This is a genomic window from Shewanella sp. KJ2020 (assembly GCF_024197625.1).
Taxonomy (GTDB): domain Bacteria; phylum Pseudomonadota; class Gammaproteobacteria; order Enterobacterales; family Shewanellaceae; genus Shewanella.
On sequence record NZ_JAKUKD010000008.1, the window covers coordinates 242,048 to 267,708 of the forward strand.

Genomic DNA, 25,661 nt, shown 5'->3' on the forward strand with positions numbered 1-25,661 from the left:
GTGGCCTTTGGCCCTCGCACTACAACTACAGTGCAATCTAATACCTCGCTAGCCTAGCAAGGTATTTTAGGGCAAACTCAGCGTCCTTACCCGTTGGACTGTTTCTACAGTACTGGACTGTACGCTAAAGGTGACATATGAATCCGCCCCCCGCTTTGGCCTTAATTTTTGCCCTATTGGCTGCCACCTTAATGGGCACTATTGGCGTATTCGCACGCTTTGCAGCCCTGCCCGCCAAACATATTACCTTTTACCGCCTGCTACTCGGCGCCCTATTTTTAATGGCCTATATGCTGTTAACGGGAAAAGGACAGCAAATTCGCCATAAACCGAGCAAACGCACCTTGATAAATGGCGCTATGCTCGCGGGATTTATGGCTTTTTATATCGAGGCCATTCAATACACTCAAATGGCAACCGTGATTATGATCATCTACCTCGCGCCTGTGGTGTCTTCGGTATTTGCGCATTTTGTGTTTAATGAAAGACTCAACCGATTCAGTATGGCAAGTGTGGTACTCGCCTTAGCAGGCTTTATATTAATGCTGCCCATCACATCGAGCCAGTCGCTATATGATTATGAAATATTGGGATATTTTTATGCTTTACTGTCGTTACTGACCTATAGCAGCTTTATCTTAATCAATCGAAAACCCAGCGCGGCCTCGCCCTACCAAAGCACACTCGTACAGTTAAGTATTGGCGCTTTATGCCTGTTGCCCTTAGTGCTAACCACACCATTGCTGCCAAGCCTCAATCAATTTGCTTGGCTGCTTGCCATTGGATTCTTTCCGGGATTTTTAGCGATTTTATTTGCGGTAAAAGCCTTAAGCCAACTGACCTCGGTCACCTATGGCACACTCTCCTATGTGGAACCTGTCGTAGTGGTGACGCTGGCATGGTGGCTATTTTATGAGGCCTTAACGGCTCAGCAGCTGTGCGGTGTTGGATTGATTATACTGGCTGGCATAACTCAGGGGTGGCTGAGCCAGAGAAAAGCCCTAAAAAGCGCAGAAGATCCCTCGGTTTGCCATAATTGATTGATGATTAAAATAAACTAAACCTTGTTGATAGGAGCCTCACTTGAAAAAACTACTCTTAATGATCAGCGCCTTGGTCCTGACAGGCTGCCTAGGAATGCCCAACTATGTCGAACCCGTTAAGGATTTTGAGCTCGACCGCTACTTAGGCAAATGGTACGAAATTGCTAGGCTTGACCACTCCTTCGAGCGCGGATTAACCCAAGTTTCTGCCGAATACAGCCTTAAGCCCGATGGCGGCGTGAAGGTCATTAATCGGGGCTATTCTGCCGCTAAACAGGAATGGAAAGAAGCTGAAGGTAAAGCCTATTTTGTGAATGGGGAGAACGAAGCCTACTTGAAAGTCTCCTTTTTCGGGCCTTTTTATGGCTCGTATGTGGTGTTTGGACTCGACCAACAAGATTACCAATACGCCTTTATCTCTGGGCCAGATACGGATTATTTATGGCTATTAGCCCGAACCCCAACGGTATCCCCCGAGGTGATCCAGCAATTTGTCGACATGGCCAAAGCCAGAGGATTTGACACTGATAGCTTGATTTATGTCGACCAACAAGCCGAGGCAAAACAATAACCGTTAAGCCGAGGCAAACGCCATAAACAAAAACGCCGCTCAATTTGAGCGGCGTTTTTTTAGTACTCTTAAGGCAAAAAATTACCCTTCGATGCCCTTGCTAGCGAGGAACTCATCGTAGGTGCCCTTGAAGTCATTCACGCCATTAGGGGTGATTTCAAGGATACGGTTGGCAAGTGACGATACGAATGCGCGATCGTGACTCACAAACAACAGTGTACCTTCGTATTTTTCCAGCGCGTTGTTTAATGACTCGATAGATTCCATATCCATATGGTTGGTCGGTTCGTCGAGCATCAGAATATTGGCTTTTTGCATGATAAGCTTGCCAAATAACATCCTGCCCTTCTCACCACCCGACAGCACTTTAACGGACTTTTTAATGTCGTCGGCGCCAAATAACATCCGGCCTAAAATACCACGGACAGACTGATCGTCATCTTCGGGTTTGCGCCACTGGCTCATCCATTCGAATAAAGTCATGTCGTTCGCGAAATCAGATTCGTGATCTTGGGCGTAATAGCCAATGTTGGCGTTTTCAGACCACTGAATATGGCCTTCATCCTGTGGGATATCATGGATTAAGGTACGCAGCAGGGTCGTTTTACCCACGCCGTTTTCACCTAGGATAGCGATACGCTCACCCACTTCTACGATTAAGTTCAAGTCCTTAAATAGCGGTGTGCCATAACCTTTGGTTAAGTTTTCAACCACTAAGGCGTTGCGGAACAGTTTCTTTTCCTGTTCGAAACGAATAAAGGGGTTCACGCGGCTAGAGGCTTTGACTTCATCCAGCTTAATTTTGTCGATTTGACGGGCACGGGAGGTCGCTTGTTTTGCCTTAGAAGCGTTGGCGGAGAAACGGGCAACGAAGGTTTGCAGCTCAGAAATTTGAGCCTTTTTCTTCGCATTATCCGCAATTAAACGCTCGCGGGCCTGAGTCGCTGCCTGCATATATTCGTCGTAGTTACCAGGGTAAACGCGCAGCTCACCGTAATCTAAGTCCGCCATATGGGTACAGACCGAGTTTAGGAAGTAACGGTCGTGGGAAATGATGATCATGGTACTGTCGCGTTGGTTCAATACGTCCTGTAACCAGCGGATGGTGTCGATGTCCAAGTTGTTGGTTGGTTCGTCAAGCAGCAGTACATCTGGGTCTGAGAACAGGGCTTGAGCAAGCAAAACCCGCAGTTTTAAACCTGGAGCGATTTCAGACATCAAACCAAAGTGGCTCTCAATGCCAATACCCACACCAAGTAGCAGTTCACCGGCGCGAGATTCGGCGGTGTAACCGTCCATCTCGGCAAATTCCATCTCAAGGTTTGCCACGGCAATACCGTCTTCTTCGCTCATTTCTGGCAGAGAATAAATACGGTCACGCTCTTGCTTAACCTTCCACAGCTCACGGTGGCCCATGATCACTGTGTCGATCAGGGTGTATTCCTCATAACCGAATTGGTTCTGGCTTAGCTTACCCAGACGCTCGTTCACGTCTAAAGATACGTTACCGCTGCTTGGCTCTAGATCACCGCAAAGGATCTTCATGAAGGTTGATTTACCGCAGCCGTTTGCACCGATAAGACCGTAACGGTTACCGCCGCCAAATTTAACTGAGATGTTTTCAAACAGTGGCTTAGAGCCAAACTGCATGGTGATATTCGCTGTTGTGATCAAAATGAACTTCCAAATCGAGTAATGTTGGCCAGACTATTGGCAGTGCAAATAAGCATAAACCAATTTCCACTAGCCTGAGGGGGTAAAAATAAACGTGGCACTATAGCAGTTTGGGCTAAATTATCAACTAAAAAGGCCTCATCCTTCTCCCTGCAACGCCTTGTCATGGCGGCGAAATCCAAATCGGATCTGCGTCAAGGCTGAGGCTACAACTGCTGTTTCCTTAAACGATTGGCGTTGGTTACCACGGTAAGCGAAGATAAGGCCATGGCCGCGCCAGCAATCACAGGGCTTAACAACATGCCCGTTAAGGGATAAAGCACGCCCGCCGCCACCGGAATACCTAAACTGTTATACACAAAGGCACCGAACAGATTCTGCTTAATGTTGGTAATGGTCGCCCGCGACAGGGCCAATAAGTTAGCAATCACTATCAGCTGATGGGACAGCAGCGTCATATCGGCGCTCTCAATCGCCACCTCAGTGCCCGATCCCATGGCAATGCCCACATCGGCGCTCATCAAGGCGGGCGCATCATTAATGCCATCCCCCACCATGGCAACAATATGCCCCTGTTGTTGCAATGCTTTAATATGTTGCTGCTTTTGCTCGGGTAATACGCCGGCTATCACTTCGCTAATACCGACGCTATCGGCAACGGCCTGTGCCGTTAACGGATTATCCCCCGTCAATAACACCACACGGATCCCCTGTTGTTGCATAGCCTGGATCGCACTTTTTGCATCGGGTTTAATAGGATCGGCAAGGGCGATAGTGGCCACTAACTTGCCCGCCTTGGCCACATAGATAGGCGTTTTACCTTGTTTGGCAAAGTGTGAAGTCGCCTCAATCTCTAATCCAGAGCCATGCTGTTCGGCCACATTAAAGGCTTGCATCAGGGCGAGATTGCCCACCAGCAGCGCCGCGCCTTCTACTTGCCCCTCAATCCCTTTGCCTTGGTGGTTAGTGAAGACTTGCGTCTCTGGCAATAGGCTTATGGATTGCTTGGCATAGTGGACTATCGCACTCGCCAATGGATGTTCGGAATGCTGCTCTAGGCTCGCAATCGCACCGAGTAGGGATAATTGCTCCTCTTCAGCAATGACAGATGACCAATTCACATCCGTCACTTGGGGTTTACCTAAGGTCACTGTGCCGGTTTTATCGAGCACAACACAATCGACTTTGCTGGCACTCTGTAGGGCTTCGCCATTTTTGACCAGTACGCCCATCTGTGCGGCGCGGCCCACGGCCACCATAATTGACATGGGCGTTGCTAGCCCGAGGGCGCAGGGGCAAGCAATAATCAGCACACTGGTCAGCACCACGAGCGCATGGCTTAGGGCGGGAGCGGGGCCAACAAAGAACCAGATCAAAGCCGCCAGTAGCGCAATAACCACCACACTCGGCACAAACACCGCCGAGATCTTATCCGCCAGCCGGCCAATGGGCATTTTAGAGGTTTGCGCCTCCTGCACTAAGGCGATAATCTTGGCAAGCCGCGTATCCTTAAGCCCAGCGGTCACTCGATACACTAAGCTGCCATTGCCGTTGACTGTGCCAGCACTGAGGCTATCGCCGATATTTTTAGGCACGGGAATAGGTTCACCCGTGAGCATAGCTTCATCCAGCAGTGATTGGCCCGACTCCACCATACCATCTAAAGCGACTCTGTCTCCTGGGCGTAAACGCAGTTTATCCCCAAGTTTTAGCAAGCTAATCTCAACCTCTTCATCGCCCTTCTCCCCGATGCGAATAGCGGTAGAAGATTGCAGGCCGAGCAGACGCTGCACCGCTTCACTGGTTTTCCCCCGCGCCTTAAGCTCGAGGGCATGGCCTAGGTTAATTAAGCCTAAGATCATCACACTCGCCTCAAAATACACATGGCGGGTATCCATAGGAAATGCCGTTGGGATCAAAACCACCAACATGGAATAGGCCCATGCAGTACTCGTCCCCAGCACGATCAAGGTGTCCATATTGGTGGTTTTTGCCTTAAGCGCGCGCCACATTCCTTGGTAGAAATGTCCGCCCGTGGTGACAAGCAAAGCCAAGGTGACCAGCCCCATAATGCCCCAACCTAACTGCATACTAGGGCTATTGATCATCATCTCACCGCCCAGTAATCCCCAGAGCATCATAGGCACGCCCACAACGAGCGCGGCTAGCGCTTGGCGCATCCGCAGTCGATACTCGGCCGCATCTTCTCGCCGCTTTTCTTCTGCAGCAGCCTTGGCATCGATAACCACCTGCGCCGGATAGCCCGCATTTGCCATCAGCTCCAATGCGGTATCAGTGCTCATTGCACCGTTTACTGTAACTTGCTTATCGGCGAGATTTACCCGTGCTTCGATACCCTGCTGGGCAGCAAAAGCCTTTTCAATTTTGGCAACACAGCCGGCACAATTCATATTGGCGACATAGAGTCTTATCTGAGACATGGGATATTCCTTGGTTGAACTTAAACACGATAGGATTAAGATAGAGTCTCCCACTATGGGAGAGTCAAGGATGAATTTATCGGCGACTCACCTTAGCATTATAGGTGTAAATAACCGAGGTCAAGATGAAGATAGGTGAAGTGGCGAAACAGACGGGCTTAAGTGTTAAGAGTATCCGTTATTATCACGATATTGGTTTAGTCTGTGGCGGTCGAAATGAAGCGGGATATCGCGTCTATCGCCAGCAGGATATTGAATCCCTTAAATTTGTACATCAATGCCGCGATCTCGGCTTTAGCCTAGAGGACTGTAAGCAGCTACTGGAGTTAAGGGATAATGAGAGTCGCAATGCCGAAGATGTCAAACAACTGACCCGCAGCCACCTTGATTATGTAGAACAACAAATTTTGAAGCTACACAATCTCAGGACACAGTTACAACAAATGGTGAACGAGTGCCAAGGAGGGACACAGCCCCACTGCGCGATAATCGAGTGCCTAAACCATGAGCCTAAGCAATCAACCTAAATAATGAGCCTAATCCGTAAACCTAAGCCGTCAATCTAAGCCGTGCATTTAGGCGATAAAAAGCGAAGGCATAAACCATCAACCCATTCACAAGCCATTGTTAGTATTATTTTAGTTTGACGTAATTATCTGCGTCGCAGTGCAGATGCATTATCCAGCACGAGTTTTGGTAGCTTACCCGCAGGGGTAAATTCAAATACTTTGCCATAGAAAGCCAACTCAGTTTCTAACCCCGCCGCCTTATGCTCTGGTTTTCTGCCCTCATCGGGCTCATCCTCATAGCCTACATAGGCCGTAGGTACACCCTTTGCCTTAAGCGCCTCATATATTTGCCGGGATTGCTGCGCTGGTACTATCTTATTTCTTAGCCCTTGAAAGATCAGTAAAGGTTCATTGAGTCCCTCTAGATGGTAAAAAGGCGATAGCTCACGGTAGCGGGCTTTATTTTCAGCATAGGGACCAATTAGTTGGTCTAGATAACCCGTTTCAAACTTATGGGTGCCTTTGGCGAGTTGTTCAAAATCGCTGATCCCCTCATAGCTCACCCCAGCTTGGAAGACATCGTAAAAAGCCAAGGATGACATCACAGTCAAGCCACCAGCGCTGATCCCACGGATCGCCAGTTTGCTACCATCCACCCAACCCTTAGCCACTAAATACTTGGCCGCGTTGATCGCATCCTCCACATCACTCTGCCCCCAGTTGCCATAGAGGCTCTGGCGGTAAGCGCGGCCAAAGCCACTGCTGCCACGGAAGTTTAAATCCAGTACGGCAAAGCCGCGGCTGGTCCAAAATTGAATATCACTGCGATAGGCGAGGCTCGCCCTTGCCGTCGGGCCGCCGTGCAACATGACAATCAACGGCGGGCGCGTATCGTTTGGTGCAATATAGTTAGGGTTCACTGGGCCATAAAAATAGCCGTAAGCCTGCTGATTTTTGCCCGTATTGAAGGCGATATTTTTCGCCCGCGACACATAGTTAGGATCCAGTTTTGGCAGCGCTGGGGCGTAGACTAGCTCAGTACCACGGCCAACGACACGGTAAATGCCCTTTTCAGGAGTGGCTTTAGCACCCACAAAATAGACACCGTCCTCCCCCTTAACCACTTGGGCGATTTCGGCAAAATCCACCGCTAAAGACTCGGTTAATCCTGAGTCTAAATGTATGTGGATCAACGCTGCCTGATTACCTTCAACATAACTGGCAATCAAGGTATTGGCGCTTTCAAAGGCGTAATTATGATTCCCTAAGCGCCAATCGGGTACGGCAAACTCGGCGTTTTTGGCCAGCACAGGCGCGAGCGAGCCCTCAGGCGTGACGCGGTAAATATTCCACCAATTATTGATATCGGATACCACATAAAGCTGACCATCAGGGCTAAACAGCGGCTGGGTTACGGAGGAGTCTTTAGGGGTGTTTATTCTGCGGACATGACGCAACTGGCCCTTACGATCTAAATCCCCAAGCCACAACACACTATTATCCCAAGGCATATAGGGATGTTCCCATGTTATCCAGGCAAGCTGAGTGTTATCGGGGGAAATTTGAGGGGAACTGATAAAATCATGGCCAGAGACAAAGGTATCCCCCTCCCCTGCAAAATTCAGATTGATAGTGACTAGGCTCGCCTTTGGCTCCCCACCTTGGCGGAGATCCTCTCGCACGCAGATAATGCGTGATCCCTTAGGATAGGAAATACAATCGGCATGGCGTGTGCCATTGGGGGTTAAGGGAAGCGGGGGTTGATTGGGGGCAAAACGATAAAACAGCTGATCCTGCAGTTTGGTCACGAACAGGCTCTGACCTATGCCTAAGAATGCCGCGCCGCCATATTCATATACTGCGGACTTGGCGTTGAACTCAGGGGGAACCACCTCAGTGACATTGGCAAATTTATCGAGGCGTTTAATTCCAACCTTACCCTGTGCTTTGCCGCTGGACTCGGAAAAATAAATAGCCTCATCCACACTCTGTAACTCGGCAATATCATCTACCTGTTCAAAGACTTCTGCCGCCGAAAGGGGTGATTGCCAGCTGCCATAGGGAGCAACAATTCTATCGCCATGTTCCTTGGCGGATGAGCTCTGTGTATCCGTACGCTCACAGCCATTAAGCAGCAGTAAAGCTAGGCTTAACAGATATGGAAAATAGCGTCGTAATTCCATTTTTTCCCCAAGTTCGATCATGTTAGCAACCGCAGCGGTATCTCAATGTACCTTTGGGCTATTTTTTAAACTTTTGGACAAACCAATTTAACACTTTTAGTTGCTGCACCTGTGTCAAACCAAAATAAATGCAGATCCAAGGCGACACGAGGAAAAACCACGGAATGACAGCCAGCGAACGACCCGTAAATAGGAGGAAAAAGAAACCGCTGTAGATCACTAACACACCTAAAATACCCACAATCAGCATCATACGTTTGGTGATTTTCTCAAGCCAAAGGGCTTTTTCCTGCCAAGACATTCAGATAATCAACTCCATCATCATGTCGTTAAACATGTTTGTAAACTTATGTAAAAAAGTGGATGGCGATTGTTGAAGGTTAACAACCAAATGTCAACTCCAGCAAGCAAATTCCACCAAAGGCGAGCAATATATTAGCAATAAATAAAAAACCGAGCCTAGACTCGGTTTTGCTTAGCAACGATAGGGAATTCCCATTAGATGCGGATACCGCCATCGACTTCAAAGACACGACCGTTGACATAGTCGTTCTCAATAATAAAGCGTACGGTGGAAGCGATTTCATCGGCATGACCTAAACGCCCTACGGGTACCAACTTCTCTAACCGCTCTAAGGCTTCAGGCTTCATTGCCGCCGTCATCTCGGTAGCGATCACGCCGGGAGCGACTGCAGCGCTGCGAATATTATAACGCGCCAGTTCCTTGGCCCAGCCTACTGACATGGCCGCAACGCCAGCCTTAGAGGCAGCGTAGTTTGATTGGCCCATATTGCCCGCCTTAGCAAGGCTTGAAATGTTTACAATCACGCCCGCTTGACCGGATTCGATCATCGCCGCCGCCGCTTCACGGCCGCAGAGGAATGTACCGGTAAGGTTAACATTGATCACCGATTGGAATTGCTCGAATGACATACGGTCAGTCACTTTACCGTCTTTGGCTTTGACTAACATGCCATCGCGCAAAATACCGGCATTATTAACCAGCACGTTAACTTGGCCAAAGTCTTCGAGAATATAGGCAAAGCCTGCGACTACGTCTTCTTCGTCGGTAATATCTAACGCATAACCTTGGACTTCAGTGGTGGCACCGAGATCGGCACAGGCACGTTCAAGTTTTTCTTGATCCACATCGATAAGCGCCAACTTAGCACCCGCTTGGGCAAAGTTTTGCGCCATTGCTAAGCCTAAACCACCCGCGCCGCCAGTAATGACGACCACCTTATCTTTTAAATCCATCTGGTTATCCCTTGTTTTTAATGTCTATTTTTTTAGTGGTGCAAATTGCTCAAAAATACTGGAAAAATCTCGGCGGCCATTGCCTTGTCGTGCATGATTCACATACAAGCTACGGGCAAGTGCCCCCATTGGCGTGCTGGAGTTGCTCAATAATGCAGCTTCCTGTGACAGGCCGAGATCTTTAACCATCAAATCTACCATAAAGCCGCCCTGATAGCCCTTAGAAGACGGCACAGTTTCCATCACGCCTGGGCATGGGTTGTACTTCTCTAACGTCCAGTTACCGCCGCTGCTGACCTTCATAATGTCCGACAACACTTTAGGATCGAGACCATGGTCAATCCCCATTTGCAGCGCCTCGGAAGTGCCCACCATCAGCACAGATAACAACATGTTATTGCAGATTTTAGCAACTTGACCTGCACCGGCTCCGCCCGCATGGAAAATATTCTTGCCCATAGCGCTAAGTACGGGTTGTGCGCGCTCAAAGGCGATGTCCGAACCACCACAAATAAAGGTTAAGGTTCCCGCCGCTGCACCTGCCGTGCCGCCAGAAACGGGGGCATCCATAAATTCGATGCCGCTTTTAGCCGCTTCGGCCGCCACTAACTGGGCGCTTTGGGCATCGATAGTCGAGCAATCAATCAGCAAAGTATCGCCAGCGACCACCTCGAGCAGGCCTTTATCTGTGCCATTACCAAGATATAAACTTTTTACATGCTTGCCCGCGGGCAACATAGTGATCACCACATTCGCACCCGCCGCGGCGCCGCAGGCGGTGGTAGAAACTAATGCGCCTTGGTCGGCCAAGGCTTGCATGGCGGCTGGCACTAAGTCGAATACCCGAACCGTCATGCCCGCTTTCAATAAATTAGCCGCCATTGGGCCGCCCATATTACCTAAACCGATAAATGCTACTGTACTCATGCCATCACTCCTGTGTTCTGGTGTCGTTATTATTCCAGATAGTTTTTTATTCCAGATAAAAATGGCAGGCAAAGTGCTCGCTTTGCCTGCCATCGATTGGCTTAGCTTAATTGGCTTAAGGGATGTTCTTCTCCCCAAGGTGAGGTCAAAATGTCTTCGATAACGCTGTTTGGCACGGATTGCGCATCGGCAAATTGCCATTTTGGCTGTCTGTCTTTATCAATCAACAGTGCCCGTACCCCTTCACAGAAATCGCCCTTGGCGCAAACATTAACGCTGACGGTTAATTCCCATTTAAAGCATTGTGCTAGGCTGAGTTTGGTGCCGAGTTGGGTTTGAATATACGCCAAATGCCAACTGATTGGGCTACCCGCCAACATGGTCGCACAGGCTTTATTTAACCAAGCTTCTTCGGTACTTAAGGTCGACATACGGCTGACGATATCCGTCAAACTGCCCGCCATCAGTCGGTCGATAATCTCTTGACTCTCGGCCAGTAAACTATCGCCCTTAGGGATGTCCACTTGGTTCGACAATTCGTTGATCATAGAGTCGAGTCTTTGATGGTTCAGCGCAGGCGTGTCGCTCCAGTCGAGGGTTGCCATGGCATCAAACATCAGTTCTTTGTCGTCACGATTTAAATAGTGATCCGCAAGTCCCACATAACAGGCATCGGCGGCATTCATTTGATAGGCGGTGAGTCCTAAAAACAGTCCCATTTTGCCCGGCATACGGTTGAGGAAATAACTGCCGCCCACATCGGGATAAAGCCCGATGGTGACTTCAGGCATAGCGATACGGGAGGTTTCAGTCACCACTCTATGACTCGCGCCCGCCATCAGACCCAGACCGCCGCCCATCACTATGCCATCTCCCCATACCAGCACAGGTTTACCATAGGTATGCAGTAGATAATCGAGACGATATTCTTCTTCGAAGAATACTTTAGCGACCTCAGTCACTTGTCCCTTAGCGGCAACAGACGCGTGATATAACGCGCGCACATCGCCCCCCGCACAGAAGGCCTTTTCTCCGCTGCCATCGAGTACCACACAGGCGATTAACGGATCTTTTTTCCACAAATTGAGCTGCGTCGTCATCGCGCGCACCATGCCTAAATCTAAGGCATTGAGGGCTTTTTCGACATTGAGTGTCACCACTCCAATCAACTTGCCAGAAGCGGTGGCTAAGGTCTGAAACACCACATTTTGTGTGGTCGTGGCCTGATCTACTGCATGGGTCATTAGCGGTTTCTCCACTCGGCTTTACGTTTCCCTAAAAACGCATTCACGCCTTCGGCCTGATCTTCGGTATCGAACAATCCGACAAACAGTTCACGCTCTATTGGTAAGGCTTGGCTACGCGGCATATTACGGCCCGCTTGGATAAGGGTTTTACAGGCGGTGACGCTGCTCGGGCTCTGATTCGCCACCTTCGCCGCAAGGGCAATGGCCGCATTGAGGGCTTCACCCGTTTCAACCACTTCCTCGACTAAACGCAAATTTAATGCCTGGGTGGCATCGATACGCTCGCCGCATAAAATCATCCGCTTAGCCCAACCTTCACCGACTAAAGCGGTCAGATTTTGAGTGCCACCCGCGCAGGGTAATAAACCGACTGTCGCTTCGGGTAATGCCATTACCGCTTGGATTTCGGCAATGCGAATATCACAGGCGAGCGCCACTTCTAAACCGCCACCCATAGCGTAGCCGTTGATCGCCGCAATCGACACACCGCGGAATTGACTTAAGGTTTCAAATGCTTCGCCAAAGTGTTTTGCCATCGTTGCCGCATTGCCTTTGTCACCATCGCTAAATAGCTTTAAATCGGCACCGGCGGAGAAAAACTTTTGCCCTTGGCCCGTAAGCACTAAGGCATAAATCTCTTTATTGGCATTTAGCTCAAGCACTTTAGCCTTGAGTGCCTGTAAACTCTCGGCGGTCCAAGTGTTTGCTGGCGGGTTATTCATCGTCAGAATGGCCGTATGGCCTTCGATACGTTCAACTAAATATTCCATCTATATCGACTCCCTTATATTTCCAATCTGTTATCGCCAAATCCTACAGTCCCATCAGGACAGCTTAAAGGATTTGTCCGGCATTTTCATCGAGCAAACGACGGGCGATAATGAGGCGCATAATTTCGTTGGTGCCTTCTAAAATCTGGTGTACACGTACATCACGGAAGTGACGCTCTAACGGATACTCCCTGATATAACCATATCCGCCATGAATTTGCAGCGCCGCATCACAAACTTGAAAGCCCACATCGGTAGCAAAACGTTTTGCCATCGCACAATAGGCAGTGGCTTCTGGGTCGCCACTGTCGAGTTTAAAGGCGGCCAGACGCACCATTTGGCGGGCAGCGACTAACTCAGTTGCCATATCGGCAAGCTTAAATTGTAGCGCCTGGAATGCCGCTAGGGGTTTACCAAATTGCTGCCGCTCATTCATATATTGAGTTGCACGCTCAAGGGCCGCCTGCGCGGTCCCCACTGAACAAGTCGCGATATTGATGCGTCCGCCATCTAAACCTTTCATTGCGAAGGTAAAACCTTGGCCTTCTTCACCGAGCAGGTTAGCTACTGGCACACGCACGTTTTCAAAGGTGATTTGGCGAGTCGGCTGGGCATTCCAGCCCATTTTATCTTCGGCCTTACCATAGATAACACCAGCGGCATCGGCTGGAATAGCAATCGCCGAAATCCCCTTAGGTCCAGCTTGGCCCGTACGGCACATCACCACCAGCAATTCAGTTGCACCCGCGCCCGAGATAAACATTTTCGAACCCGAAATCACATATTCATCGCCGTCGCGCACCGCTTTGGTTTGCAAAGATGCGGCGTCCGAACCGGCGCCCGGCTCAGTCAAGCAATAGGACGCTAACATCTGTCCTGTGGTTAACGCCTCGGACCAAGTCTGACGCAGGGTTTGCGTGCCCCAAGTCGTCACCATCCAAGTTGCCATATTGTGAATGGTCAACATGGCCGTGGTCGCGGTGCAGCCCTTGGCGAGTTCTTCAAAAATAATCGAGGCATCGAGGCGCGATAGGCCCATGCCACCTTCGGATTCTGGCGAATAGAGTGAGCAAAAACCCAGCTCACCGGCTTTTTGGATCACCTCTTTAGGGAAATGATGTTCTTCATCCCACTTAGCGGCAAAAGGGGCTAACTCATCTGCGGCAAATTGGCGCGCCAGATCGGCAAACTGGCGTTGGTCATCGTTGAAATTAAAATCCATCTGGCTCTCCTATGACTCTGTGGTCATTTCTTTTATTTAATAAATTGGGCGCCATAAAGACGCCGTGGTTTATAGCTTGATAGGTAAATCACCGAGCTTAGCGTAGGTTAATGCTCATATTTGGCGTAGAAGCCACGGCGATATCGGACTCGAACCAGCGGGAAGTGATGGTCTTAGTCTCGGTATAGAAACGCACCGCTTGCTTACCGTAAGCATGTTGATCGCCGTAGAAACTGCCCTTCCAACCGGTGAATGAGAAGAAAGGTAATGGCACAGGAATGGGCACGTTAATGCCCACTTGGCCGACTTCGATTTCGTGTTGATATTTACGGGCAGCGGCGCCGCTGGCGGTAAAGATAGATGTGCCGTTGCCATAAGGACTAGCGTTAACCAGTTCGATGGCCGCTTCTAAGGAGTCTGATTCCATGCAACACAGTACAGGGCCGAAGATTTCTTCCTTGTAGATGCTCATGTCGGTAGTGACTTTATTGAACATGGTTGGGCCAATCCAGTTGCCGGACTCGTAACCTTCCACGGTAAAATCGCTGCCATCGAGTAAACACTCGGCGCCTTCGGCCTTACCTTGGGCGATAAGTTTAAGCACTCGCGCCTTAGCTGCTGGGCTGATAACCGGGCCATAACCCGCGGCTTTATCGTCCCATAAACCTGGGCGAACCTTGGCTAAGGCTTCTTTTAACTCTGGGATCCACTCTTTCGCGGCGCCAACAAACACGGCCACCGAAATCGCCATACAGCGCTGACCCGCCGCGCCCACAGATGCGCCAACTAAGTTGTTGATTACTTGCTGTTTGTTCGCATCTGGCATGATAACGCAGTGGTTTTTCGCACCCGCAAAGGCTTGTACGCGTTTTAAATTATCTGTACCGGTTTTATAGATATATTGGCCCACGGCCACTGAGCCGACGAAGGAAATCGCTTTAATCGCAGGGTCTGCCAGCAGGGTATCAACGGCGGTTTTATCACCATGCACTAATTGCAACACACCCTTAGGTGCGCCCGCTTCAACAAACAGCTCAACCAAACGCTGCGGCGTCATAGGATCCTGTTCTGAAGGCTTTAAGATGAAGGTGTTACCGCAGGCAATCGCCAGTGGGAACATCCATAATGGGATCATCGCCGGGAAGTTAAATGGCGTAATACCGGCACACACACCGAGCGGTTGAGTGTAGCTGTAAGTGTCAATTGAACGCGCAACGTTCTCGACGGTTTCGCCCATCAATAATGATGCTACGTTACAGGCGTGCTCGGCGACTTCGATACCGCGCCATACATCGCCCTTGGCATCTTCGAAGGTTTTGCCAGTTTCCTTTGCAAGAATGGTCGCCAGTTCATCGTGATGCTCTTTTAACAGATGCTGATAACGCAACATGACGCGCGCGCGCTCTGACACGGGCACTTCTTTCCAGGTTTTAAAGGCCGCTTTGGCGCTAGCAATCGCGGCATGAACTTCTTCGCTCGTGGCAGCATTAATCACGGCAATCGGCGAGTTATTCGCGGGATTGGTGACAATAATCTTTGATGTGCCAGTACCTTGGATAAACTCGCCGTCAATGTAATGCTTTACTTGTGTGGTCATGTTGCAATCCTTTTCCTTGTAGAGTGATGGGCTAGCGGTGCGATATTATGATTATCCTCAAGGGAAGTGATTGCCCTTGCCAGCCCGTCTTGTTGATTTAAGCCTTGTTGATTTAACTAAAACCTTAGCGATTAGACTTCGATGGCCATCGCCGTCGCTTCACCGCCGCCGATACACAGAGAGGCAACTCCGCGCTTAAGGCCGCGGGCTTTTAATGCATGGATTAAGGTCACCAGCAGACGTGAACCCGAGCAGCCAATAGGATGACCTAAGGCGCAGGCGCCGCCATTAACGTTAACCTTAGCGATATCTAAACCGAGTTCAGACACGGCAAGCATAGTCACCATGGCAAAAGCTTCGTTGATTTCAAATAAATCGACTTCATCCGTTGACCAACCCACATTCGCCAGCAATTTCGCCATAGCGCCAACCGGTGCAGTGGTAAAGAGTGAAGGCTCTTGGGCGTGGGTGGTGTGGCCTTTAATGGTCGCTAATACAGTTAAGCCTAAACGCTCAGCCTCGCCACGCGAGGTCAGCATTAGTGCCGCAGCACCATCGGAAATCGAGCTAGAGTTGGCCGCTGTGATAGTGCCGTCTTTGCTAAAGGCTGGGCGCAGCGTAGGAATTTTTTCAGGGCGGGCATTACCGGGCTGCTCGTCAGTATCGATAGTCATATCACCACGGCGATCACTGACAGTGACAGGGGTAATTTCAGCTTTAAAGGCACCCGAGTTAATCGCCGCATTGGCTTTTTCGAGCGAGCTTAGGGCAAAAGCGTCCATTTGCTCACGGGTAATGCCGTATTCATCGGCGGTTTTCTGGGCAAAAGTCCCCATGGCGCCACCCGTGTAGGCATCTTCAAGACCGTCTAAAAACATATGGTCGAGCATTTTGCCATGGCCCATACGCATACCGCTACGGGCTTTATCCAAGAGATACGGTGCTTGGCTCATGCTTTCCATACCGCCAGCGATTACCACTTTTGCACTGCCTGCTTTAATCAAATCGTGGGCTAACATGACAGTCTTCATGCCTGAACCACAGACCTTGTTTACAGTCGTCGCACCGACAGACAGCGGCAATCCGGCCCCCAAGGTTGCCTGACGCGCAGGCGCTTGACCTAAACCTGCGGGCAATACGCAGCCCATCAAGACTTCATCGACATGTTCACCCGCCAATTGGGTATCGGCTAACAAGCCTTTGATCGCCGTCGCCGCTAAGGCTGGCGATGCTACGGATGATAAACTCCCTTGAAATCCGCCCATCGGGGTGCGTTTAGCGGCAACGATAACGATAACGATATCTTGATTTAACTGTTCAGTACTCATGGAAACTCCAACCTAAATTGACCACTAAGCCTAGTGCTAGTCTCGGGACGTTTAATAAAATCGACAATAAAACCACTCTGACGTTTACGCGAACGTAAAGCAAGTATTCCTTGGTCTAATGTGCAGATTTTCTCAGTTGGAAATGTCAGCAAGGATTTACAGCAAAGAACAATTAAAAGAGCGGGGTTCTGTTAATAGAATTGATATCATGTGTTGACTAGCAAAGAGTGCCCCTATGGTACTAAGACCCGTAGAAAGCACAACTCAATAGCAGCCAAGTTAGAGTGAAATGGGCAACGTCATCAGTAGAATGTCCAGCTACCTTGATGCATCCCATCACTCATAGTCAGATCGGTTATCGCGTTAATGTTGCGTTATCAATAACAAACCGATACTTCACATCGCCCTTCAGCATGCGCTCATAGGCGGTATTAATCTCATCAGCCCTAATCAGTTCTATATCTGAAACGATGTTGTTTTTTGCACAAAAATCGAGCATCTCTTGGGTTTCAAGGATCCCGCCGATCATTGAACCCGCAAGGGTACGGCGTTTCATTATCAAATTAAAAACATCGGGGGATGGATGGTTTGTTGCAGGTGCGCCAACCAAGGTCATAGTACCATCGCGTTTTAATAGGCTAAGTAAAGCGTCCAGATCATGGGGAGCTGCAACGGTATTCACAATCAAATCAAAACTCTGCGCATGTTTCGCCACTTCATCGGCATTCTTGGAGATAACCACGTCGTCAGCACCCAAAGCTTTGGCAGCATCACGTTTAGATTCTGAAGTGGTAAATGCAACAACATACGCCCCCATTGCATGGGCGAGCTTAATGCCCATATGCCCAAGACCACCAATGCCAACAATACCGACTTTTTTACCCGGTCCAACATTCCAATGGCGAAGCGGAGAATAAGTAGTAATACCCGCGCATAAGAGAGGAGCCACTGCCGCTAATTGCGTTTGAGGATGACGGATACGCAGCACATAACGCTCATGAACCACGATTTGTTCGGCATAGCCACCGAGCGTATGACCTGGCGCATCAGTGGTTGGGGCGTTATAAGTGCCGATCATATGATCACAGTAATTTTCTAGGTTGTCGTCACAATCAGCGCATTGTTTACAGCTATCAACAATGCAGCCTACGCCCACTAAATCACCTATCTTAAATTTGGTGACGTGTTCACCCACAGCGGTAACCCTCCCAACGATCTCGTGCCCTGGCACACAGGGATATAAGGTACCCGCCCATTCCGAGCGTACAGTATGCAGATCGGAATGACATACACCGCAAAAATCGATAGCAATTTGGATATCATGGGCACTAGGTGCGCGGCGGCTGATATTCAGTGGGCCAAGGGGTTGATCAGCAGCAACAGCACCGAACGCTTTGATAGTCATCGTAAATTCCTTATATAAATCATCGTGGATTGTAATTAGAGTGCTGCGGCTAAACGCCGCTGTCACTTACAGGTATTGGCGAAAAAATTGGGTCATTTTATCAAAGGGAATAACATCAACCCGGTCATACAAGTCAATATGAGTAGCACCTTTAATTATCATCAACTCTTTAGGTTCTGCGGCAGCGGCAAAGGCCGTTTCCGCGAAGTAGCGCGAGTGCGCTTTTTCACCATGAACTAACAACATAGGGCGTGGTGATATTTCATCAATGTACGACAATAAAGGCATATTCATAAAGGACAACGGATTAGTAATAGTCCAAGAGCTGTTTGAATTAATGGCTCTTGGGTGAAAACCACGGTCACGAGATTTATAGTAGTTAGCATAATCCACTACGAATTGCGGCTCACCGCCCTTGAGTTCGTTAAAAATGGGGCCTAATTCCGGCTCGCCTTTCTCTGCATCACGCCACCGTTGTAAACTAAGCTGCTCCAGCGTTTTCGTGCGTTGTTCTTTAGTCATACCGTCGTTATAACCTTTGGACATCACTCGAGTCATATCATACATAGTGCTGGCAACGACTGCTTTTACTCGCTTGTCGACAGCGGTTGCATTTAAGGCCATACCTCCCCAGCCACAAATCCCAATAATACCTATTCGCTCGCGATCAACTGCGGGCAATAAACCAAGACAATCGACGGCGGCACTGAAATCCTCAGTATTGATGTCTGGCGATGCCACATGGCGCGGTTTTCCCCCACTTTCTCCGGTAAAAGAAGGATCAAATGCGAGTGTAACAAAACCACGCTCTGCCATGATTTGTGCATACAAACCGGAAGATTGTTCTTTAATGGCCCCAAAAGGACCACCGACGACAATAGCCGCACATTTACCACTGATATTTTTGGGCTGATAAAGATCAGCGACTAAAATGATGCCATAACGGTTTTTAAAGGTGACTTTTTTATGGTCAACCTTATCACTTTTAGCAAAAGTTTTATCCCACTCAGATCCAAGCTGTAATTCAGTCTCAGCCGCAACTGGCATGGCTGCCATTGATGAAACACTGGCAGTTACGATACCTACACCTGCTATTTTCAACAGATTTCGACGTGATGTATCTGGTGTATCATCATTTTGTGTGACTTGCTCTAAATGTTCACCCATGATTTTTCCTTATATCTTCAGTTGTTGTGAATAGTGTTAGTAGAGGCCTGTGCCGTGAGTATTGAAAGTAATGCTGATATCAGCAAAAGTGTGGCACTGAGCAAAAAGGTGCTTTGATAGCCACTGTAGTCAAACAGGAGTCCCCCGAGTGTAGAACCAAGCGCAATAGACAGTTGAATGATGGCAACAAAGAGACCACCTGCCGCTTCAGCATCGTTTGGAAATACTTTGGTAATCCACGCCCACCAGCAGACAGGAGCCGAAGTGCCAGTCAGTCCCCATAGCGCAAGTAGCACAATCACAGCCGTAAACCATGTACCTGCGGCGATCAGACCAAGTGCCGTTGCGGCCATTAGCAGTGGTATCACGACCAATGTCTGATAAAACCCCCATTGCAAAACTCTAACCACCAACAAAGTGCCAATAACCCCGGCGACACCTATTACCAACAGCGCAAATGAAAGAGTGGTGCCATGCAACTGAGTGACAGTTTCCAAAAACGGCCGGATATAAGTGAATAATGCAAACTGCCCCATAAACATCATGCTGCTGGCCACTAGCCCCATCTTGATGCCCGAAAGTTTTAATAACCGAACCATCTGCAATACATGACCAGAACGGCTTGACCGCCCAGTAACAGGCATAAAAGGTAACGCGTACCATTGCCACACTAAGGCGATGAGTGCGATGGGGACCAAACAGAAGAAAGCACTACGCCAACCAAGAACTTCACCAAGCCATGATCCCAATGGTGCAGCGAATACCGTTGCCAAGGCATTACCGCCGTTAACTATGGCTAAGGCGAGAGGAACCTGATGTGTAGGAACTAAACGCATAGCGGTGGCCGCTGACATAGACCAAAAACCGCCGATAACCACACCAATCAGCACCCGTCCGAGCATGTAGATGGGGTAGTTGGGAGCAAGGGCAATGATAGCGCCGGATATCCCCATAGCAGTAGTGAGCCCCAACAATAGGAGCTTGCGGTCAAGGTTGCCTGAGAGCGAAGAAATAAACAGGCTTGTTATTACAGCGAAAATGCCAGAAATAGCGATCCCTTGCCCAGCCATTCCCTCTGTAACATCGAGGTCCCTCGCAATGGGAGTCAATAAACTGACCGGCAAAAACTCTGAAGTAACTAATGCGAAAGCACAAATTGATAACGCAACAACCCCACTCCAGCAATTCAATATTGCGGTATGACCCGCAGAACTAGTTGTATTCATTCCAACACATGATTAACTGACAAAAACATAAGTTCATATTGACAGACAGTTTAAGATTTGATTAGTAGGTATAATCTTTATGTAGTTGTGAGATAAATTCAGTAATGGCAAACCAGAAGATGAACGATTTGCAGGCATTTTTGGCCGTGGCTCAGCTGCAAAGTTTCACCAAAGCCGCAGCCCTGTTGCGTGTAACCCCCTCGGCACTTAGTCATACCATTCGAGGTCTAGAGGAAAGATTAGGCGTACGCTTACTTACTCGCACCACACGAAATGTATCTCTCACAGAAGCAGGCATTCGCTTATCCCAGTCCCTAACTCCACTGTTTGAGCAGATCAACTTAGAAATAGAAGCATTAAGTGAGCTCAGGGATAAACCTAAAGGCACGATTAGACTCACCTGCACCGATGATCAGATCCAACTACATTTACGGCCGATACTGGCGACATTTTTGCGTGAGTACCCAGAAATCAAGCTAGAAATGTATATTGATTACGGTTTTACCAACATGGTTGAGGAGCGTTTTGATGCAGGGATCCGCTTGGGAGAGGCTATCAGCAAAGACATGATCGCAGTCCGCATCGGGCCCGACTGGCGATTGGTGGTGGTGGGTTCACCCGATTATTTTGAGCGAAACCCAGCACCGATAACACCTGATGAATTAACCGCACATGCATGCATTAACATTAGACATAGAATAGCGGGCTCTATTTATGCCTGGGAATTTGAAAAACAACAACGAGCCTTCACAGTGAAAGTCGATGGACAACTAGTGTTCAACAGCATTATCCATGTACTCAATGCCGCACTGGACGGCATTGGGCTAGCGTATGTACCCGAACCTTTAGCTGCTCCTTATTTGGCTGATGGCAGACTAAAAATGATATTAACCGATTGGAGTCCCTATTTTCAGGGTTACCATTTGTACTATCCAAATCGCCGCCAAGCTTCACCAGCCTTTATGGCATTCGTCGATGCGATTAAATACAAGCCAAATCAGCATAAAGCAACCTAATCATCAATGATAATAATGGAAGCTAACCGCGACGATGTCTCGTATCCCTGTTGCGCTATGGGAAAATATTAGCTCGACATCTTCTAACGCGATTCCCACGGTGTCATCGCCGTCATATCGCTTAAATCGTAGGGCGTTAACTGGTAAACGTAATAATTGAGCCAATTACTGACCAACAGGCTACCGTGGCTGTGCCAGCGGGCAATCGCGTCGGCTTTCGGGTCATTATTGCGATAGTAATTTTGTGGCACATTTGGATTTAAGCCCTGGGCTAAATCCCTGCGATATTCATCATTTAAGGTCGATTTTTGATATTCAGGATGGCCCATCACAAACAAGTTGCGATTATTGCGGCTAAGAACCAGATAGGCCCCCGCCTCATCGGATTCGGCGAGCACTTGCAACTGTGGATGTTGCCTAATTTCTTCTAGGTCCATTTCGGCAAATCGGGAATGGGGCGCAAAAAATTCATCGTCAAAACCACGTAGCAGCGGAAAATGCTGGCAAGTGCGGCGGTGCACAAACACGCCAGAACGCTTTTGCTGCAGAATTTTTCGATGTAAACCATAGAGGTGATATAAACCCGCATGGGCCGCCCAACATAAAAACAGCACTGAGGTGACATGCTCTTGGGACCAATCGATAATTTCGCGAATATGGTCCCAGTAAACCACATCTTCAAAATCGATTTGCCCCAGCGGTGCCCCAGTAATGATCAGGCCGTCGTAGTTTTTGTGGCGCACATCCTCAAAGTCACGGTAGAAGGTGTTCATATGATCGATGGAGGTGTGTTTGGATTCTTTATCGTGAATGCGCAATAAATCCACATCCACCTGCAGCGGCGTGTTACCGAGTAAGCGCAATAACTGGGTTTCTGTCTCGATTTTATTGGGCATCAGATTCAGGATCAGTACCTTCATCGGCCTGATATCCTGATTCGCCGCCCGCGTTTCGGACATCACGAAAATATTTTCTGACTCTAAAACCCCTGCCGCGGGCAGATGATCTGGAATTTTAACCGGCATACCGCGCCTCTTCTGTTCGTAAATACCAACGGATCCGGCGCGTATGTCAGCTCACTTCTGAGCGGGCTAACTAGCCACCGACTTTCTCAAGCATTATGGTCATAGCCGCGGTCGAATTGAGATCGACATGATAGGCTTGAGTATTAATAAACAATAACTTATCACCGAGCATTATCCTTGCGCCTACGGCATAGGTATGCCCAGCTTCAAACTGATCCCGCCCCATAGTAAAACTGAACTGTGTTGGGGTTTGTGCCCCTTGGCTCACACGTTCGGCCATCACTATGGCAGGCACATCCATTTTAGACACATCGAGCAACTGAACGATGAGTTTGGCTTCGCTGGGCAACGCGATTCGCTCACGGTACATAGCCTCACCTTTGATCTCGACCACCGCATTGGGGGTTGCACAACCTGCTAATAACCCCGTCACAGCAATTAATGCGATTGCGGTGAATTTTTGCACCGCCGAGATCAGCACACTCAAGTTTGACCATTGACTCATTTTATTTCTCCTAATCATACATAAAGACTTCTAGATGTCCACATGTCCGTGCTATAAATCTTGTCTTGCTGAACATATCTTCCTATCATAAGCCACCATTTCGTTGCCGAAAAATTTATGACCCAAGCAACTGCGATAATTGTGGGCGCTAGCTCACATTTAAGCCGCGAACTTGCAAAGCAACTGGCAGATCAACAGGTTGAATTAGCCTTATTTGCTCAAGATCCAGAATCGCTACGGGAGTTTGCCTCAAGATTACCGACAAAAGTACAAGTATTTGCACTGCAGATAGATCAGCCTCAAGCCATTATCAAGCAACTTGAAACCGTCTGGCATAGCCTAGGGGGCGCCCATTTAGTCTTAGTCAATACTGGCCTTAATAGCTATGATCCAAAGCTGCCTTGGCAGCCAGAGCAGGACATTATCGACGTTAATGTGCGAGGTTTTGCCGCTATCTGCAATACGGCGTTTAGACTATTTCGCGAGCAAGGGTATGGGCAACTGGCGGCAATTAATTCGATTGCAGGACTGCGCGGTGGACCGAGTGTGGCCTACCACGCCTCAAAGGCCTTTGGGCAAAATTACCTTGAAGGCTTAAGTATGCATGCCCAGCGCCTCAAGTTGCCTATTACCATTACCGATATCCAACTCGGTTTGCTCGATAAGGCAGCCATGCAGCAAAGTGCGCTTTGGCTTGCGCCTCTTCCCCAAGTGGCAGCGCAAATCATCAAAGCGATGAAGCAAGGCAAACGCCGCGTCTATGTGACCAAACGCTGGCGCCTCGTCGCTTGGCTCACCGTATTATTACCCGAATTTATCTATAACACTCGCCACTGGAAAGCTAAAAAGCCAAAAAGTTAGCTTAACGTATTGGTAATAAACAAAAAAGGAGCCTAAGGCTCCTTTTTATTTAATGCTTATTCAGCATTAGAAAGTGTAACCCACACTCACCATATAAACCCATGGGTCAATATCGGTTTCAATGGTGACAGGCGCATCGGCCAGTTTGAATTTCACGTCACTGTCAATTTTGGCGTACCACACAGATGCGTTAAGTAACCAGTTTTTGCTCATTTGAAAATCTAAGCCGACCTGAGCCGCTAAACCCCAAGAAGTGCTCATGCTTAGGTCAGTTAAAGCGCCGCCTAAATCATTTGTAAATTCATTATCATAGAAGTTGGTGTAGTTCACACCGACACCAATATAGGGGCGTAATTTTGACTGCGCATCACCAAAGTAATATTGGGCCACTAAGGTAGGTGGTAACTGTTTGGTTTCGGCGATTTTACCCACGCCATTTAAAGAGACATCGTGGCTAAACGGTGTGGCGGCTAATAATTCAACCCCAAAGTTATCGGTCAACATATAACCGAAGTTCAAACCTAACTGGGTATCGCTGCTCACAATAAACTCACCGTTACCCGCAACATCTTGGCTTGATTCATTCGGCGCAACAACGACCACACCGGCACGAACGATAATATCGCCCGCTTGATGTGCAGAAACAGAAGCAGTAAAACCAGCGGCTAGTAGGGTCGCAGCGATCAGTGTAGAAACAGTATTTTTATTCATCATCATACTCCATATGTACAACATAGGTTTTTGTTTTATATTACATCCTTAACAATTGAGGCTTACCCTGCCAGAGAAATACGACCACTTTATTGATCCAAATCAAAGGTGTGCCGTTGTACCCATTTTTAGGTATTACGCGTGGGATCTTGATCACGCAATGTGAACACTTATTGATAATGCAGGTTTATTTTTTGTGAGCTGCGCCATTTATTAGCCATCACTAAACCCCCTCGTTATGGGTAGTACTTAAAAAACGATTTAACATTTGATCTACATAGCTAGGGCTAGAGCAATGCCCTAAATCGCGGTGATATTAGCCACAAAGAAGCCATTGCTAATAAAAATACGGCTAATAGAAAATCGTTATTCGAGACAGAGGAGAGGATATCGACTAAGCCAGCCTTTAGCGGCGATCCTTTGCTGGCATATTGCTAATGCCCTGCGGGGATTAGGACTTAATTTCAGCGCAAAGAGTGACTGCAAGCCAAAGGGAGTGATAAGCCTGTAGGGAGAGTTAAGGCTGCCAGCGGCTAGCCCATTGGATGAGGCACAAATGCCCACTGCGGTTTCTAATTCGGGCCAATGGGCCATAGCATCAATGCAGGAAATATAGGGTGCGTCTCGATTTTTAAGATGCATCCGAGCCTGATTTTTCACCGACCAAGGTAAATCAGGCGCTAAACGGCGTAGATAGGCTTCAATTGCCCTATCCCGTTCAGGGCGAATGTCTAGCGGGCAATAATAAATCAGGTCAATATCGTTTAGCGGACGAGGCTCAAAGCCATTCAAACGGTCCCACACCAAATTACGGACAAACCCCGCAGCCAAGCACCACTGCGGGAGTGCATATTCTGCCGCGCACTGCGCGGCAAGTTGAAGCGCCCTAACCCGCTCACTGTCTTGGGTTATCCATTCGAGTAAACGGGTCTGTAACTCAAGTTCATGGGGCGCGCTGTTATCGCCTTGGATCACA

The 25,661-nt window shown here is 48.7% G+C and carries 23 protein-coding genes; 5 read left to right on the forward strand and 18 right to left on the reverse strand.

All coding sequences use genetic code 11. From position 1 onward, the window contains the following. Positions 1–137 precede the first annotated feature (137 nt). Entirely contained in the window at positions 138–1,040 is a 903-nt protein-coding gene (locus MJO46_RS05320) for a DMT family transporter (protein ID WP_253988420.1), read from the forward strand. Between the two features lie 43 nt (positions 1,041–1,083). Next, positions 1,084–1,614 carry a lipocalin family protein gene (locus MJO46_RS05325; protein WP_253988421.1) on the forward strand — a complete coding sequence of 177 codons (531 nt, stop codon included), beginning with the start codon at positions 1,084–1,086 and terminating at the stop codon, positions 1,612–1,614. A gap of 81 nt (positions 1,615–1,695) precedes the next feature. Here the strand turns inward: MJO46_RS05325 and MJO46_RS05330 are convergent, their stop codons facing one another. Next, a complete protein-coding gene (locus MJO46_RS05330; protein WP_198782913.1) occupies positions 1,696–3,288 on the reverse strand; it encodes an ABC-F family ATPase in 1,593 nt (530 codons plus the stop codon). Between the two features lie 206 nt (positions 3,289–3,494). Then, positions 3,495–5,729, reverse strand: a complete 2,235-nt coding sequence (locus MJO46_RS05335) for a heavy metal translocating P-type ATPase (RefSeq protein WP_253988422.1) — start codon at positions 5,727–5,729, stop codon at positions 3,495–3,497. Between the two features lie 125 nt (positions 5,730–5,854). On the opposite strand from MJO46_RS05335, the gene MJO46_RS05340 reads away from it, so the two are divergent. Further along, the gene (locus MJO46_RS05340) at positions 5,855–6,256 is read left to right on the forward strand and encodes a MerR family DNA-binding protein (RefSeq protein WP_253988423.1); all 402 of its coding nucleotides are present in this window, start codon (positions 5,855–5,857) and stop codon (positions 6,254–6,256) included. Between the two features lie 125 nt (positions 6,257–6,381). On the opposite strand, the gene MJO46_RS05345 is transcribed toward MJO46_RS05340, so the two are convergent. The 12 genes from MJO46_RS05345 to MJO46_RS05400 form a co-directional block, all read right to left on the reverse strand. Further along, positions 6,382–8,421, reverse strand: a complete 2,040-nt coding sequence (locus tag MJO46_RS05345; protein WP_253988424.1) for a prolyl oligopeptidase family serine peptidase — start codon at positions 8,419–8,421, stop codon at positions 6,382–6,384. 58 nt (positions 8,422–8,479) lie between these two features. Beyond that, a complete protein-coding gene (locus tag MJO46_RS05350; protein ID WP_253988425.1) occupies positions 8,480–8,722 on the reverse strand; it encodes a hypothetical protein in 243 nt (80 codons plus the stop codon). 197 nt (positions 8,723–8,919) lie between these two features. Next, the gene (locus tag MJO46_RS05355) at positions 8,920–9,678 is read right to left on the reverse strand and encodes an SDR family oxidoreductase (protein WP_253988426.1); all 759 of its coding nucleotides are present in this window, start codon (positions 9,676–9,678) and stop codon (positions 8,920–8,922) included. A gap of 24 nt (positions 9,679–9,702) precedes the next feature. Then, on the reverse strand, positions 9,703–10,605 hold the full coding sequence (gene mmsB, locus MJO46_RS05360) for a 3-hydroxyisobutyrate dehydrogenase (RefSeq protein WP_253988427.1): 903 nt from the start codon (positions 10,603–10,605) through the stop codon (positions 9,703–9,705). Positions 10,606–10,706: 101 nt separating this feature from the next. Beyond that, the gene (locus MJO46_RS05365; protein WP_253988428.1) at positions 10,707–11,849 is read right to left on the reverse strand and encodes an enoyl-CoA hydratase/isomerase family protein; all 1,143 of its coding nucleotides are present in this window, start codon (positions 11,847–11,849) and stop codon (positions 10,707–10,709) included. Further along, positions 11,849–12,622, reverse strand: a complete 774-nt coding sequence (locus tag MJO46_RS05370; protein ID WP_198782905.1) for an enoyl-CoA hydratase — start codon at positions 12,620–12,622, stop codon at positions 11,849–11,851. The genes MJO46_RS05365 and MJO46_RS05370 overlap by 1 nt, the downstream gene beginning before the upstream one ends. 64 nt (positions 12,623–12,686) lie before the next feature. Continuing rightward, positions 12,687–13,844: an acyl-CoA dehydrogenase family protein gene (locus MJO46_RS05375; protein ID WP_253988429.1), complete on the reverse strand. Its 1,158-nt coding sequence runs from the start codon at positions 13,842–13,844 to the stop codon at positions 12,687–12,689. 97 nt (positions 13,845–13,941) lie between these two features. Beyond that, a complete protein-coding gene (locus MJO46_RS05380) occupies positions 13,942–15,441 on the reverse strand; it encodes a CoA-acylating methylmalonate-semialdehyde dehydrogenase (protein ID WP_253988430.1) in 1,500 nt (499 codons plus the stop codon). Between the two features lie 131 nt (positions 15,442–15,572). After that, positions 15,573–16,769 carry an acetyl-CoA C-acyltransferase gene (locus MJO46_RS05385; RefSeq protein ID WP_253988431.1) on the reverse strand — a complete coding sequence of 399 codons (1,197 nt, stop codon included), beginning with the start codon at positions 16,767–16,769 and terminating at the stop codon, positions 15,573–15,575. Between the two features lie 355 nt (positions 16,770–17,124). Then, positions 17,125–18,174 (reverse strand): NAD(P)-dependent alcohol dehydrogenase, encoded by a 1,050-nt coding sequence (locus MJO46_RS05390; RefSeq protein WP_253988432.1) that lies wholly within the window; start codon positions 18,172–18,174, stop codon positions 17,125–17,127. A gap of 66 nt (positions 18,175–18,240) precedes the next feature. Beyond that, positions 18,241–19,341 (reverse strand): alpha/beta hydrolase, encoded by a 1,101-nt coding sequence (locus MJO46_RS05395; RefSeq protein WP_253988433.1) that lies wholly within the window; start codon positions 19,339–19,341, stop codon positions 18,241–18,243. Positions 19,342–19,358: 17 nt separating this feature from the next. After that, the gene (locus tag MJO46_RS05400) at positions 19,359–20,567 is read right to left on the reverse strand and encodes an MFS transporter (RefSeq protein WP_253988434.1); all 1,209 of its coding nucleotides are present in this window, start codon (positions 20,565–20,567) and stop codon (positions 19,359–19,361) included. A gap of 119 nt (positions 20,568–20,686) precedes the next feature. Between MJO46_RS05400 and MJO46_RS05405 the strand changes: the two genes are divergently transcribed. After that, positions 20,687–21,583: a LysR family transcriptional regulator gene (locus MJO46_RS05405; RefSeq protein WP_253988435.1), complete on the forward strand. Its 897-nt coding sequence runs from the start codon at positions 20,687–20,689 to the stop codon at positions 21,581–21,583. Positions 21,584–21,666: 83 nt separating this feature from the next. On the opposite strand, the gene metA is transcribed toward MJO46_RS05405, so the two are convergent. After that, positions 21,667–22,608: a homoserine O-succinyltransferase gene (metA, locus tag MJO46_RS05410; protein ID WP_253988436.1), complete on the reverse strand. Its 942-nt coding sequence runs from the start codon at positions 22,606–22,608 to the stop codon at positions 21,667–21,669. 70 nt (positions 22,609–22,678) lie between these two features. After that, the gene (locus tag MJO46_RS05415; protein WP_198782897.1) at positions 22,679–23,113 is read right to left on the reverse strand and encodes a YbaY family lipoprotein; all 435 of its coding nucleotides are present in this window, start codon (positions 23,111–23,113) and stop codon (positions 22,679–22,681) included. A 117-nt stretch (positions 23,114–23,230) separates the two neighbouring features. Here MJO46_RS05415 and MJO46_RS05420 point away from each other — a divergent pair, with 117 nt between their 5' ends. Continuing rightward, a complete protein-coding gene (locus tag MJO46_RS05420; protein ID WP_253988437.1) occupies positions 23,231–23,974 on the forward strand; it encodes an SDR family oxidoreductase in 744 nt (247 codons plus the stop codon). 66 nt (positions 23,975–24,040) lie between these two features. Here MJO46_RS05420 and ompW read toward each other — a convergent pair whose 3' ends face one another. Then, positions 24,041–24,688, reverse strand: a complete 648-nt coding sequence (gene ompW / locus MJO46_RS05425; RefSeq protein ID WP_253988438.1) for an outer membrane protein OmpW — start codon at positions 24,686–24,688, stop codon at positions 24,041–24,043. Between the two features lie 363 nt (positions 24,689–25,051). Then, the gene (locus MJO46_RS05430; RefSeq protein WP_253988439.1) at positions 25,052–25,660 is read right to left on the reverse strand and encodes a nucleotidyltransferase family protein; all 609 of its coding nucleotides are present in this window, start codon (positions 25,658–25,660) and stop codon (positions 25,052–25,054) included. Position 25,661: the final 1 nt, after the last annotated feature.